General features: G+C 63.9%; 11 protein-coding genes. 7 read left to right on the top strand and 4 right to left on the bottom strand.

What is annotated here, in order from left to right; translation table 11 throughout:
* Nucleotides 1-18: 18 nt before the first annotated feature.
* Nucleotides 19-999, bottom strand: a complete 981-nt coding sequence (locus BN1188_RS13655; protein WP_040262005.1) for a Bug family tripartite tricarboxylate transporter substrate binding protein — start codon at nt 997-999, stop codon at nt 19-21.
* A 188-nt stretch (nt 1,000-1,187) separates the two neighbouring features.
* Here BN1188_RS13655 and BN1188_RS13660 point away from each other — a divergent pair, with 188 nt between their 5' ends.
* A complete protein-coding gene (locus BN1188_RS13660; protein WP_040262006.1) occupies nt 1,188-1,859 on the top strand; it encodes a response regulator in 672 nt (223 codons plus the stop codon).
* Nucleotides 1,852-3,252 (top strand): sensor histidine kinase, encoded by a 1,401-nt coding sequence (locus BN1188_RS13665; RefSeq protein WP_040262008.1) that lies wholly within the window; start codon nt 1,852-1,854, stop codon nt 3,250-3,252. The genes BN1188_RS13660 and BN1188_RS13665 overlap by 8 nt, the downstream gene beginning before the upstream one ends.
* 6 nt (nt 3,253-3,258) lie before the next feature.
* On the opposite strand, the gene BN1188_RS13670 is transcribed toward BN1188_RS13665, so the two are convergent.
* A complete protein-coding gene (locus BN1188_RS13670) occupies nt 3,259-4,071 on the bottom strand; it encodes an HDOD domain-containing protein (RefSeq protein ID WP_040262009.1) in 813 nt (270 codons plus the stop codon).
* A 60-nt stretch (nt 4,072-4,131) separates the two neighbouring features.
* On the bottom strand, nt 4,132-5,073 hold the full coding sequence (gene ygfZ / locus BN1188_RS13675; RefSeq protein ID WP_040262010.1) for a CAF17-like 4Fe-4S cluster assembly/insertion protein YgfZ: 942 nt from the start codon (nt 5,071-5,073) through the stop codon (nt 4,132-4,134).
* 143 nt (nt 5,074-5,216) lie between these two features.
* On the opposite strand from ygfZ, the gene BN1188_RS13680 reads away from it, so the two are divergent.
* Both BN1188_RS13680 and BN1188_RS13685 read left to right on the top strand, forming a co-directional pair.
* Complete coding sequence (locus BN1188_RS13680; RefSeq protein ID WP_040262011.1) at nt 5,217-5,471, top strand: FAD assembly factor SdhE; 255 nt, start codon at nt 5,217-5,219, stop codon at nt 5,469-5,471.
* Nucleotides 5,455-5,916, top strand: coding sequence for a protein YgfX (locus BN1188_RS13685; protein ID WP_040262012.1), 462 nt, complete (start codon nt 5,455-5,457; stop codon nt 5,914-5,916). Before BN1188_RS13680 ends, BN1188_RS13685 begins: the two co-directional genes overlap by 17 nt.
* 63 nt (nt 5,917-5,979) lie before the next feature.
* Here the strand turns inward: BN1188_RS13685 and nadB are convergent, their stop codons facing one another.
* A complete protein-coding gene (nadB, locus tag BN1188_RS13690; RefSeq protein WP_040263950.1) occupies nt 5,980-7,593 on the bottom strand; it encodes an L-aspartate oxidase in 1,614 nt (537 codons plus the stop codon).
* Between the two features lie 522 nt (nt 7,594-8,115).
* On the opposite strand from nadB, the gene rpoE reads away from it, so the two are divergent.
* The 3 genes from rpoE to BN1188_RS13705 all read left to right on the top strand — a co-directional run bounded on the left by rpoE (nt 8,116) and on the right by BN1188_RS13705 (nt 11,199).
* Complete coding sequence (rpoE, locus tag BN1188_RS13695; RefSeq protein WP_003252049.1) at nt 8,116-8,697, top strand: RNA polymerase sigma factor RpoE/AlgU; 582 nt, start codon at nt 8,116-8,118, stop codon at nt 8,695-8,697.
* A 31-nt stretch (nt 8,698-8,728) separates the two neighbouring features.
* Nucleotides 8,729-9,271, top strand: coding sequence for a sigma-E factor negative regulatory protein (locus BN1188_RS13700; protein WP_040262015.1), 543 nt, complete (start codon nt 8,729-8,731; stop codon nt 9,269-9,271).
* A gap of 497 nt (nt 9,272-9,768) precedes the next feature.
* Nucleotides 9,769-11,199 (top strand): DegQ family serine endoprotease, encoded by a 1,431-nt coding sequence (locus BN1188_RS13705; RefSeq protein ID WP_187375348.1) that lies wholly within the window; start codon nt 9,769-9,771, stop codon nt 11,197-11,199.
* Nucleotides 11,200-11,437 lie beyond the last annotated feature (238 nt).

Genomic DNA, 11,437 nt, shown 5'->3' on the forward strand with positions numbered 1-11,437 from the left:
TGGGGTGGGCGCAAGCGGTCACTGGATCAGCCCGAATTCCTTGGCCAACACCTTGTAATCGGCCACCTGTTTCTTCACATAGGTGTCCAACTCCGCGCCGGTAAGGGCGAAGGGAAAGAGCTCACGGTCATCACGCAGCTTGGCGAATTGCTCGCTGGCCAACAGCTTGTCGAAGGTGGTCTTCCACCAGGCATAGTCTTCGTCGCTGACCTTGGGCCCCACGTAGAAACCGCGCACCACCGGCCACACGATGTCGTAGCCTTGCTCCTTGGCGGTGGGGATGTCCTTCATGTCCGGCTCTTCCAGGCGCTTGTCCGAGAACACCGCCAGCAGGCGCATCTTGCCCGCGATTACGTTGGGCATGGAGTCGGAAATATCCGTACTGCCCACCTGGATGTGGTGACCCAGCAGCGCCGTGGTGATTTCGCCGCCGCCCTCCAGGGCTACGTAGCGCAATTCGCGGGGGTTGATGCCCGCGGCCTTGGCGATCAGGGCGGTTTGCATCCAGTCCTGGCTGCCCACGGTGCCGCCGGAGCCGATCACCACCTGACTGGGGTCTTTCTTGAGCGCCTGTACCAGGTCATCGAGGGTCTTGAAGGGGGAGTCGCTGGCTACCGCGATGGCGCCATAGCTGGTGCCGACTGCCGCCAGCCAGCGCACGGCATTTTCGTCGAAGCGCCCGAACTTGCCTTGGGCGAGGTTCAGCAGCGAGCCGCTGGACCACGCTACCACCGTCCCGCCATCGGCGGGGCGCTGCGCCACTACCGCGTTATAGGCGACCGCGCCGACACCGCCAGGCATGTAGGTGACACGCATGGGTTTGCTCAACAGCTTCTGCTCGAGCAGGCCGCTTTGAATCAGTTTGCAGGTGAGGTCGAAGCCGCCGCCAGGAGCCGCCGGAGCAATGCATTCCGGGCGTTTGGGTTCTTCGGCGAGGGCGGGTGCGGCCAGCGTCACACAGGTGACGGCCAGCGCGAGTGAGCGCAGTATCGGGTTCATGGTGACTCCATTGTTGTTGTTTTTGTCTGGCGGAAAAGTCCGCCTGCCCAGAGCCTAGGAAACGAACCTTTCACCAAGCTTTCATGCCCCGCCATGGCGCGGAAAATCCGCCGTTACGGCAGTGGCGTATCGCCAATAGGCGATGAATAGGGGACACTTCGCAGCCGCTGGTAGCCGAGGGGAGAGCGATGCGCATTCTGCTGGTAGAAGACCATGAGCAATTATCCGAGAGCGTAGCCCAGGCTCTGAAGGCGGCTGGGTTGACCGTGGACGTCTTGCACGACGGCGTGGCGGCAGACCTGGCCCTGGCCAGCGAAGACTACGCCATGGCCATCCTGGACGTGGGCTTGCCCCGCCTGGACGGCTTCGAGGTGCTGGCCCGCTTGCGCGACCGCGGTCGCAACCTGCCAGTGCTGATGCTCACCGCGCGCAGCGATGTGCGCGACCGGGTCCATGGCCTGAACCTCGGCGCCGACGATTACCTAGCCAAGCCCTTCGAGCTGAGCGAACTGGAGGCGCGGGTCAAGGCGCTACTGCGGCGAACCCTGCTTGGCGGCGAGCGCCAGCAGCGCTGCGGGGCCCTGGTGTACGACCTGGAAGCCAGGCGCTTCAGCATTGGCGAGGTGCCGCTGGTGCTGACATCGCGGGAGCAGTCGGTGTTGCAGGCGTTGATCGCCCGCCCCGGACGGGTGATGAGCAAGGAACAGCTGGCGGCCCAGGTATTCGGCCTGGACGAGGATGCCAGCGCGGAAGCCATCGAGATCTACATTCATCGACTGCGCAAGAAACTCGACGGCCAGGGGGTGGCCATCGTGACCTTCCGCGGCCTGGGCTACCTGCTCGAGGCCCGTGATGCCTAGGCCGGCGAGCCTGCGCTGGCGACTGCTGGGCAACCTGGCCGGGCTCTTGGTGCTGCTGATGCTGGCCAGTGGTCTGAGTGCCTACTGGAATGGCCGGCAGGCCGCGGACGTGGCTTACGACCGCACCCTGCTGGCCTCGGCCAGGACCATTTCCGCGGGGCTGTTCGAACAGGATGGTCGCCTGAGCCTGGATGTGCCCTACGTAGCCCTGGATACCTTTGCCTATGACAGCGCCGGACGGCTGTACTACCAGGTCAACGGTATCGACGGGCAGTTGATCTCCGGTTATGAGAACCTGCCCGCGCCGCCGTCTGACACGCCCCGTACCGATGCCTACCCAGCGCTGGCCAAGTTCTACGATGGCACTTACCGGGGCCAGGACGTGAGAGTGGTGAGCCTGCTCAAGGCGGTCAGCGAGCCGAGCATGAACGGCATGGCCGAAATTCGCGTGGCCGAAACGGACGAAGCCCGGGTGAGCATGGCCCGGGACCTGATGACCGACACCCTTCTGCGCCTGGGCATGCTGGGCGGCGGAGCGTTGCTGCTGGTATGGATTACCGTCAGCGGCGCCCTGCGACCCTTGGAGCGGTTGCGCCGTGCGGTGGAGGAACGTCGCCCGGACGACCTGCGCCCATTGCCCAGCGAGGAGGTGCAACGCGAACTGTTGCCATTGGTGCAGTCCATCGATCACTTCACCGAGCGGCTGCGTTTGCAGTTCGAGCGCCAGGGCCAGTTCATCGCTGACGCGGCCCATGAGCTGCGCACGCCCCTGGCGGCGCTCAAGGCTCGAGTGGAACTGGGCCTGCGCAGTGAAGAGGCAAGTGAACTCAAGCGAACCCTGCACGAAGGCAGGGACGGCATCGACCGTCTGACGCACCTGGCCAATCAGTTGCTGTCCCTGGCCCGGGTAGAAAACGGCGCTCAGGCCATTGCCGAAGGCGGAGCCCAGCAGGTCGACCTCACCGAGTTGGCGCGGGACCTGGCCATGGCCATGGCGCCCCTGGCGCATGCCAAGGGCATTGGCCTGGCATTCGAAGCTGAGCGCCCGGTGTTGCTCGATGGCGAGCCCACGTTACTCAGCGAACTGTTGAGCAACCTGCTGGACAACGCTCTGGCCCATAGCCCGGCGGGCGGCACGGTGGTACTGCGGGTAATGCCAGGCGCCGTCCTGGAAGTGGAAGACGAAGGCCCGGGCATCCCGGCCACCGAGCGCGAACGCGTGTTCGAACGTTTCTATCGGGGGCGTCAGCAAGGTACGGGCCTGGGATTGGCTATCGTGGGCGAAATCTGCCGTGCCCATCGGGCCGATATCTCCTTGCATGACGGTGTACAGGGCGGCTTGTGCGTACGGGTCGACTTTGCCCTGGCGGCCCAGGCCAAGGCGCTGGCCTGAGCCTGTTCAGGCCAGCATGATTCTGGCTTCTTCCATTTCGCTGCCTGATAGTGGCGGGTCGAGTCGATCCATCCCCAGGCGCGCATAAGCGGGCAGGTGGCTCATGGAGGGGCGTCGCTGGATGGGCGTGTTCAGCAGCGAGGCGATCTGCACCACATCCGCGTAGTCAGCGGTCGTCTGCTCCCGCTGCAGCTCCAGGTGAAGCAGGGGTACCTGGGCCAGGGCCTTGGGGAAATCCCAGGACGCCAGGATGCGCGCGCCTATCACCGGGTGAATGTTGTCGATCACATGGTTCAGGCACACCGGGTCGCTGAGCAGGTCATTGTGCTCTTCGGCATAGGTCAGGATGGGCAGCACCCCGATCAGGTGCACCATGCCGGCCAGGGCGCCCTGGTCCGGCTTGAGATGAGGCTGACGACGGCACAGCTCGTAGCCGATCCCCGCCACCTGGATGCTGGTGTTCCAGATTTCCCGCAGCTTGGCTTCGACTATGGGCAGGCGCGCGTTGAAGATCTGCTCGATGACCAGGCCGATCGCCAGGTTGCAGGTATAGTTGACGCCCAGACGGGTGATGGCCGCCTGCAAGCTCGTGACTTCTACCTGGCTGCGCAGCAGGGGGCTGTTGACCACCTTGATCAGCCGGGCGCTGAGCGCCGGGTCACGGCCGACCACGCGACTCAGTTGGCTGACGCTTACCTCGCTGTCTTCAGCCGCCTGCCGGATCTCGAAGGCGACCTCCGGCAGGGTAGGCAACATCAGGTCGTCCCGGTCGATGGCGACCAGTAAATGCTGTTGAACCGTCTCGGCCAACGTGCTCATGAGGCCTCTCGAGCGTTCCGAGGAACGCGATACGGGCCGGGCAGCGCCCGGGCCGTGGGGCTACCGCTGGATTTCGCGGTCACGGTCCAGTTCATAGGGCAGGTCCAGCAAGCCCAGGCGTGGGCCTTCCAGGCTGCCGAGGCGAATGTCGCCCTGTTCCACGGCGTTATCCTGCAACACCGCAAGAAGCTCGACCCCATCGCCTGCCGGAGCGCCCAGCACCACCTCGCCCACGGCGCTGGCGTGCACGGAGGAAAACAGCTCGGTGCCCGGGGCCGGGACACTGTTGCCACCCAGGGCCAGGCGGTATTGCCGGCGCTTGAGCTTGCCCAGGTATTGCATGCGCGCGACTATCTCCTGGCCGGTATAGCAGCCTTTCTTGAAGCTGACCCCGCCCACGGCCTGCAGGTTGATCATCTGTGGGATGAACAGCTCCCGGGTAGGGCCGAAGACCTGCCCGATACCGGCACGGACCTGGCCCAGCAGCCACTCGTCCAGGCTCGCTCGCGCCAGGGCTTCACCCAGGCGGGCCTGGAAAGCCTCGGCCTGTTCCACGGGCAGCCAGGCTTCGATACGTCCCGGCGATACCCGCACCAGCAAGGCCTCACCCTCGGCAAGCACCTCGTTGGGTTCGCCGGGAAGGCCCATTCCCATGGCTTTCAGGGCGTCTTCGGCGTGACTCAGGCCGAAGCGTACCCACCGCGGGCTTTCGTCGGTCAAGGTGGCCTTGGAGAATACGGCGTATTTTTTCAGGTCCGCCAGTTGCGGCTCGAGCAATTCGGCCGCCAGGGCGAGCAGGTAGCCGTCCGCCTGGCCGACAATACGAAAGCTCGACTGCATGCGCCCCTTTGGTGTGCACCGGGCGCCCAGGCTGCTGGCGGTGGGGTTCAGATAATTGATGTTGCAGGTGAGCTGGCCCTGCAGAAACTTACCAGCATCCGAGCCGCGGACGGCGAGGATGCCCTCGTGGTTGAGCACGCAGAAAAAGGCGGATTCGGACATGAGGCACTTTGGCGGACGTGAAGATGCCCATGATAGTGCCCGGCGCGGAAAATAAACAGGCAGGTCATAAGCGCATACACCCCGCCAGGGTGCCTCTGGCCGGCGCGCTCTGTATACTGGCGCCCCCTATCGAGGAGCCCGTCATGGTCGCGGATATCGAACTCAACCGCCTGTACTGGCACAGCCGCCGTGGCATGCTGGAACTGGACGTACTGCTGGTCCCCTTCGTCCAGGAGGTCTACGGCACCCTGAACGATACCGATCGTGCCCTGTATGTGCGCCTGCTGGCCTGCGAAGACCAAGACCTGTTCGGCTGGTTCATGGAGCGCAATGAGTCCGAAGACCCTGAGCTGCAGCGCATGGTGCGGATGATCCTGGATCGTGTCCAGCCGAAATGACCGTTTCGAGTGCCATTGGGCAGCGTCGCGGGCACTTTGCTGGAGCTATGGCGTCGCGCAGCTGTTGGCCATTGGCTCGATATTGTCCCTGCAAGTGCCGCCCCTGGTCGGCTTCGCCCTGCTCACAGGGTGCGTGGCCCATGGCATCTGGGTACTGCCGCGTCATCTACTCTTGAGCGCGCCCGGCGCGGTGACAGGCCTGCGCCGCACTCCAGCCGGTTGGGCCTTGTACTGCCGGGAAAGTGGCTGGCGCCCGGCGCGGCTGATGTTCGACAGCCTGGCGTTGCCTGCGCTGGTCATCGTGCGCTATCGGTTGCCAGGGCAGTGGTGGACCCGCTCCGCCTGCATCCCCGCCGACGCGCTGGACCCTGATACCCACCGCCGTCTACGCCTGCGCCTGCGCTGGAGCCGCAAGCGCTTCGTCTCGCCCGGCGCGTCCATCTAGGCGCAAGCTTCTACGCTGTCCCTGGCCTCGAGGCCGGCGTGGGTTCGCCAGTTTCGCCGGCTGCTAGGGTCTTGCCCTGGGGTCGAGGATCGTGTCCTGTGCTTCCGCCAGCATTCCCGGATAATCCAGGGTGTAGTGCAGGCCTCGGGATTCCTTGCGCTCCAGGGCCGAGCGGATCATCAGGTCCGCCACGCAGGCCAGGTTACGCAGCTCGATCAGGTCCCTGCTGACCTTGTAGTTGCTGTAGAACTCATCGATCTCGCTGAGCAGCAGGCGCACCCGGTGCTGGGCGCGCTGCAGGCGTTTGCTGGTGCGGACAATGCCCACATAGTCCCACATGAAGCGTCGCAGCTCGTCCCAGTTGTGGGCGATGATCACGTCCTCGTCCGAATCTGTCACCTGGCTGGCATCCCAGGTAGGCAAGGCCTGGGGCATGCTCACCTGGGCCAGTTCGCTCTCGATGTGGCGGGCCGCCGAGCGACCGTAGACGAAACACTCCAGCAATGAGTTGCTGGCCATTCGGTTGGCCCCATGCAGGCCGGTGAAGGTGGTTTCGCCAATGGCATAAAGCCCCGGCACATCGGTGCGGCCATGGTTGTCGATCATTACTCCGCCACAGGTGTAATGGGCGGCGGGCACCACCGGGATGGCCTCGCGGGTGATATCGATGCCGAAGGCCAGGCAGCGCTCATATACCGTGGGGAAGTGCGCGCGCACGAACTCCGCCGGCTTGTGGCTGATGTCCAGGTAGACACAGTCTGCGCCCAGGCGCTTCATCTCGTGGTCGATGGCGCGGGCGACGATGTCCCGTGGGGCCAGTTCGGCGCGGGGATGGAAGCGCGGCATGAAGCGTTCGCCATCGGGCAGCTTGAGCACGGCGCCTTCGCCTCGCAGCGCTTCGGTCACCAGGAAGCTCTTGGCCTGTGGGTGGTACAGGCAGGTTGGGTGAAACTGGTTGAATTCCAGATTGGCCACCCGGCAGCCCGCGCGCCAGGCCATGGCGATGCCATCGCCACAGGCGCCGTCGGGGTTGCTGGTATACAGGTACACCTTGGCCGCGCCGCCAGTGGCCAGAACCGTGAAGCGCGCCGCGAAGGTGTCGACCTCACCGGTCTTGCGGTTCAACACATAGGCCCCCAGGCAACGCTGGCCGTCTCGACCTAGCCGACCTTCGGTGATCAGGTCCACGGCCACGCGCTGTTCCAGCAGCTGGATGTTCGGCCGCTGACGCGCCTGGGCGAGGAGGGTGTTGAAAATCGCTGCTCCGGTGGCATCCGCGGCGTGGATGATGCGCCTGTGGCTATGGCCACCTTCGCGGGTCAGATGAAACTCGAAGTGGCCTTCCTCGGGCGCCGGGTTGTCGTCCCGGGTAAAGGGCACCCCCTGGTCGATGAGCCACTGGATGGCCTCGCGACTGTGTTCGACGGTGAAGCGTACCGCCGACTCATGGCACAGCCCGCCGCCGGCCTCGAGCGTATCCTGGACGTGGGAGTCCACGGTGTCGGCGTTATCCAGCACGGCAGCGACGCCACCCTGCGCCCAGTAGGTAGAGCCATTGGAGAGCTCACCCTTGCTCAGCACCGCGACCTGCAGATGAGAAGGAAGATTCAAGGCCAGGCTCAAGCCTGCGGCACCGCTGCCGATTACCAGAACGTCGTGATGCGAATGCTGACTCATGTAGCAGGTGTCTCCCGCGGCGCAGATGCCGCTTTTCATAGGCAGAGTGCAAGAACGCGGCGCGGCGCTGGTCATTGGTCGCGTCCACGGGCACAATCCCGCATAGCCAGATGGCAAAATGAAACTATTGAACGCAGCGGGCGGCCGACAGTTATACCAGCGGCGTATCGACAGGGCCACGGTCTTGTGTATGGCGGCTGCGCAAACGTCCGATGCCTGTCTGGTTTGTAGGAAATTGGCTATAGGGTGTTGGGAACTTTCCTAAATGATGGACAATCCATAGGGAGTTGCCAAATACACAGGGCGCGACGGGAAGGGCCTACAACAAAGGCCACCGCCAGCGGCCGGACATCCGGAGTGTTCACACAGCAGGGCTTGCCTGATGTGTTTTTTTCCTGCACCCGATCTTCAGGGCAGGAAACTTGCGTGGAGGGGAGAACTTTTGCACAAAGCCCGAGTCTATGGTTGCAAGCCTGAACGATGGCTCTTGCAGCGCTCCTTGGAGCTTAACGAGGAGTGTTCATGCTAACCCAGGAAGAAGATCAGCAATTGGTCGAGCGCGTGCAGCGTGGCGACCGGAGAGCGTTCGATCTGCTGGTGCTCAAGTACCAGCACAAGATTCTCGGGCTGATCGTGCGATTCGTGCACGACACCCACGAAGCACAAGACGTGGCCCAGGAAGCGTTCATCAAGGCGTACCGGGCGTTGGGAAATTTCCGCGGCGACAGCGCCTTCTATACCTGGCTGTACCGCATCGCCATCAACACGGCGAAGAATTATCTGGTGTCCCGAGGACGACGGCCACCGGATAGCGATGTCAGCTCCGAAGACGCAGAGTTCTACGACGGCGATCACGGCCTGAAGGACCTTGAATCACCGGAACGCTCGCTGTTAAGGGATGAGATCGAGGGCACCGTCCACCGGACCATCCAGCAATTGCCAGAGGACCTGCGTACGGCATTGACGCTACGCGAGTTCGATGGTCTGAGTTATGAAGACATTGCCAGCGTCATGCAATGTCCGGTGGGCACCGTACGGTCGCGGATTTTCCGGGCCCGGGAAGCCATAGATAAAGCCCTGCAGCCTTTGCTGCAGGAAACCTAAGACAGCGGCGACAGCCAAGAGAGGAACCGCAATGAGTCGTGAAGCCCTGCAGGAATCGCTGTCCGCGGTGATGGATAACGAAGCGGACGAACTTGAATTACGTCGTGTACTGGGCGCTGTGGAGAACAGCGAGGCACGCGCTACCTGGGCTCGTTACCAGGTTGCCCGCGCCGCCATGCACAAGGAACTGCTCAATCCACGCCTGGACCTGGCCGCCGCGGTTTCCGCCGCGCTGGTCGACGAAGCGGCTCCAGCACCCGTGGCTGCGCGTCCATGGCGCAGCCTGGGCCGGCTGGCGGTAGCGGCCTCGGTCACTCTGGCGGTGCTTGCCGGGGTGCGTCTGTACAACCAGAACGACCTTGGCGGTGCCCAGGTCGCTCAACAGGCGGCTCAGCCTGTGCTGGTGGCGCCTCAGGCCAACGGCCCGGCTGTACTGGCGGGCTACACGGAAACCAGCGAGCCGGTCAAGGCGCCAGCCGCCCGTGAAGCGGGCTGGCAGGACGAAAAGGCATCGGGCCCTGTGCGTCAGCACGCCGAGCAATCTTCGCATGCCGCTGGCTCCGAGACTCGTTAAGTAACACCTGAACGCCCGGTTCGGCTCTCGCATGTGCTTGCGACGGCCGGCCGGGCGTTCGTTCGTCTGGAAGTCCTGTCGTTTCACGTAGGCAATAGCCATGTCGGCGCGCTTTTGCAATGGGCGAAAGCCGGCTTCGCCGTGCGGCTCCGTGCCAACGCTGGGTGAAAACCTATTTGTGCTTCCGTGGTCCATAAGGGCCGGGGCGTATCGGTGAGTGACGCTTGTGAGCGTCGCTATCGCCGTCTGCACAGCGTTTGATGCAGTATTCGGCACAGTCGAGCCGTGTTAACGCGGGCTTCATGTATCAAGTTGCAACATGAAAGATCTGCCATTGTTGTTGCAAATAGATCCGCTTTTTCTTATAGGTCTTTGCCACCAGGGGAGGGTTCGCCCAGCCTTGTGCCTAGCGACCTTCAGGGCATCCAGGCCCGGGTTCTCGGCAGAGGCGCCCCCTTCGCTTAACCATGCTCGCACTACACGGGAGCCGTATGTCGATACCTCGCTTGAAATCCTGCCTATCGCTGTTCGCGGCGGTACTGATGCTGGGGCAGGTGCTTAGCGCCCAGGCCGAAGCACTGCCTGACTTCACTACCCTGGTCGAACAGGCCTCGCCAGCCGTGGTGAATATCAGCACCACCCAGAAACTGCCGGACCGCGGCGTGGCGGACAGCCAGATGCCTGACCTCCAGGGCCTGCCGCCCATGTTCCGGGAGTTCTTCGAGCGCAACATGCCCCGCAGCGCCCCACGCTCCCCCCGTGGCGATCGCCAGCGCGAAGCCCAGTCGCTCGGCTCCGGCTTCATCATCTCCCCGGATGGCTATGTCCTGACCAACAACCACGTGATCGCCGATGCTGACGAAATCATAGTGCGTCTGTCCGACCGCAGTGAGCTGAAAGCCAAGCTGGTAGGCACGGATCCGCGCACCGACGTGGCATTGCTCAAGATCGATGGCAAGAACCTGCCTACGGTGAAGCTCGGCGACTCCGACAAGCTCAAGGTAGGCGAGTGGGTGCTGGCCATCGGCTCGCCGTTCGGTTTCGACCATTCGGTGACCAAGGGGATCGTCAGCGCCAAGGGCCGTTCGCTGCCCAACGATTCCTACGTGCCTTTCATCCAGACGGACGTCGCCATCAACCCGGGCAACTCCGGCGGGCCGCTGTTCAACATGAACGGTGAAGTGGTGGGCATCAACTCGCAGATCTTCACCCGCTCCGGCGGCTTCATGGGGCTGTCCTTCGCCATTCCGATCGACGTGGCCCTGGACGTATCCAACCAACTGAAGAAGGACGGCAAGGTCAGCCGTGGCTGGCTGGGCGTGGTCATCCAGGAAGTGAACAAGGACCTCGCCGAATCCTTCGGGCTGGACAAGCCCGCCGGCGCGCTGGTGGCCCAGGTGATGCAGGATGGCCCGGCAGCCAAGGGCGGCCTGCAGGTGGGCGACGTGATCCTGAGCATGAACGGCCAGCCCATCGTCATGTCCGCGGATCTCCCGCACCTGGTCGGCGGCCTCAAGGCAGGTGCCAAGGCGACCTTCGAGATCATTCGCGACGGCAAGCGCCAGAACATCGAGCTGACCGTGGGTGCCATCCCGGACGACGACGACCTGGAAGCCGGCGCCGGTGCCGACGGCCAGCCCCAGCGCAGCAGCAACCGGCTTGGTGTCGCCGTGGCGGACCTGACCGACGAGCAGAAGAAAGCCGCCGACCTGCGGGGCGGCGTGCTGATCAAGGACGTACAGGATGGTCCTGCCGCCATGATCGGCCTTCAGCCGGGAGACGTGATCACCCACCTGAACAACCAGGCGATCACCTCGGCCAAGCAGTTCACCGAAGTAGCCAAGGGCCTGCCGAAGAATCGCTCGGTTTCCATGCGCGTGCTGCGTCAGGGGCGTGCCAGCTTCATTACGTTCAAGCTGGCTGAATAAGCGGCGGCAGGGCTGGGACGGCTGCTACCGGTGACCGGCTCAATGCCTGTCGCCGTGGCAGCCGGGTCGGTCCAGGTCGGGTCGGCCCAGCTCGGACTGGCCCGGGCGTCGCAGCCTCCGATACTGATGGCGTCAGGGCTGGACGCGAGCAATACCGGCGGCCACAGGCATGGCCTCGGCCAGCGCAGCTCGCCCGTTGGCTCAGATACAGGAGCTCCCACAAAACTCACTGCATCAG

The organism is Pseudomonas massiliensis (assembly GCF_000826105.1).
Classification (GTDB): domain Bacteria; phylum Pseudomonadota; class Gammaproteobacteria; order Pseudomonadales; family Pseudomonadaceae; genus Aquipseudomonas; species Aquipseudomonas massiliensis.

What these genes read in the sequence shown, in the direction of transcription:
- BN1188_RS13655 (WP_040262005.1), bottom strand. Translation starts at nt 999, where the DNA reads ATGAACCCGATACTGCGCTCACTCGCGCTGGCCGTCACCTGTGTGACG.
- BN1188_RS13660 (WP_040262006.1), top strand. Translation starts at nt 1,188, where the DNA reads ATGCGCATTCTGCTGGTAGAAGACCATGAGCAATTATCCGAGAGCGTA.
- BN1188_RS13665 (WP_040262008.1), top strand. Translation starts at nt 1,852, where the DNA reads ATGCCTAGGCCGGCGAGCCTGCGCTGGCGACTGCTGGGCAACCTGGCC.
- BN1188_RS13670 (WP_040262009.1), bottom strand. Translation starts at nt 4,071, where the DNA reads ATGAGCACGTTGGCCGAGACGGTTCAACAGCATTTACTGGTCGCCATC.
- ygfZ (WP_040262010.1), bottom strand. Translation starts at nt 5,073, where the DNA reads ATGTCCGAATCCGCCTTTTTCTGCGTGCTCAACCACGAGGGCATCCTC.
- BN1188_RS13680 (WP_040262011.1), top strand. Translation starts at nt 5,217, where the DNA reads ATGGTCGCGGATATCGAACTCAACCGCCTGTACTGGCACAGCCGCCGT.
- nadB (WP_040263950.1), bottom strand. Translation starts at nt 7,593, where the DNA reads ATGAGTCAGCATTCGCATCACGACGTTCTGGTAATCGGCAGCGGTGCC.
- rpoE (WP_003252049.1), top strand. Translation starts at nt 8,116, where the DNA reads ATGCTAACCCAGGAAGAAGATCAGCAATTGGTCGAGCGCGTGCAGCGT.
- BN1188_RS13700 (WP_040262015.1), top strand. Translation starts at nt 8,729, where the DNA reads ATGAGTCGTGAAGCCCTGCAGGAATCGCTGTCCGCGGTGATGGATAAC.